Raw genomic sequence first — 413 nt, forward strand, 5'->3', positions numbered from 1 at the left:
CTTTAGGTTAGAGTGTGATTAGCAAGTATGTCCACGCTTGACGCCGCCACTCTTGACGACCTCCGCGACGCTCTCGCGGAGGTCGAAGATAAAAAGCCGACACAGCGGCTAATGGCGGTGATCAACTATCTTGAAGAAGACGATGCAACGATGGCGGAGGTTGCTGAACGATACGGATACACCGGTCCATGGTTGTCTCGGTGGGTTGGCCGGCTCGACCGGCTCGCTGATGAGCCGGTCGAGCAAGTCGCCTACGACGATCCGCGCGAAGGCAGACCGACCGAACTCTCTGATGAACAGCACAAGCGGTTCGTCAAGGCACTTTACGAATCACCCGAGGAAGTAGGATTAGACGCGCCCGCGTGGTCTGTTCCACTAGCCCGTCACTATCTCGCCGAAGAGTTTGATGTTGA

Annotated in this window: 1 pseudogene; it reads left to right on the forward strand. The window is 56.4% G+C overall.

The window, feature by feature from the left end:
- Nucleotides 1-27: 27 nt before the first annotated feature.
- Nucleotides 28-413 (forward strand): annotated as a pseudogene (locus EXE41_RS18845) (helix-turn-helix domain-containing protein); the annotation flags it as partial.

This window comes from Halorubrum sp. SD690R, assembly GCF_005435035.1.
Lineage (GTDB): Archaea > Halobacteriota > Halobacteria > Halobacteriales > Haloferacaceae > Halorubrum > Halorubrum ezzemoulense.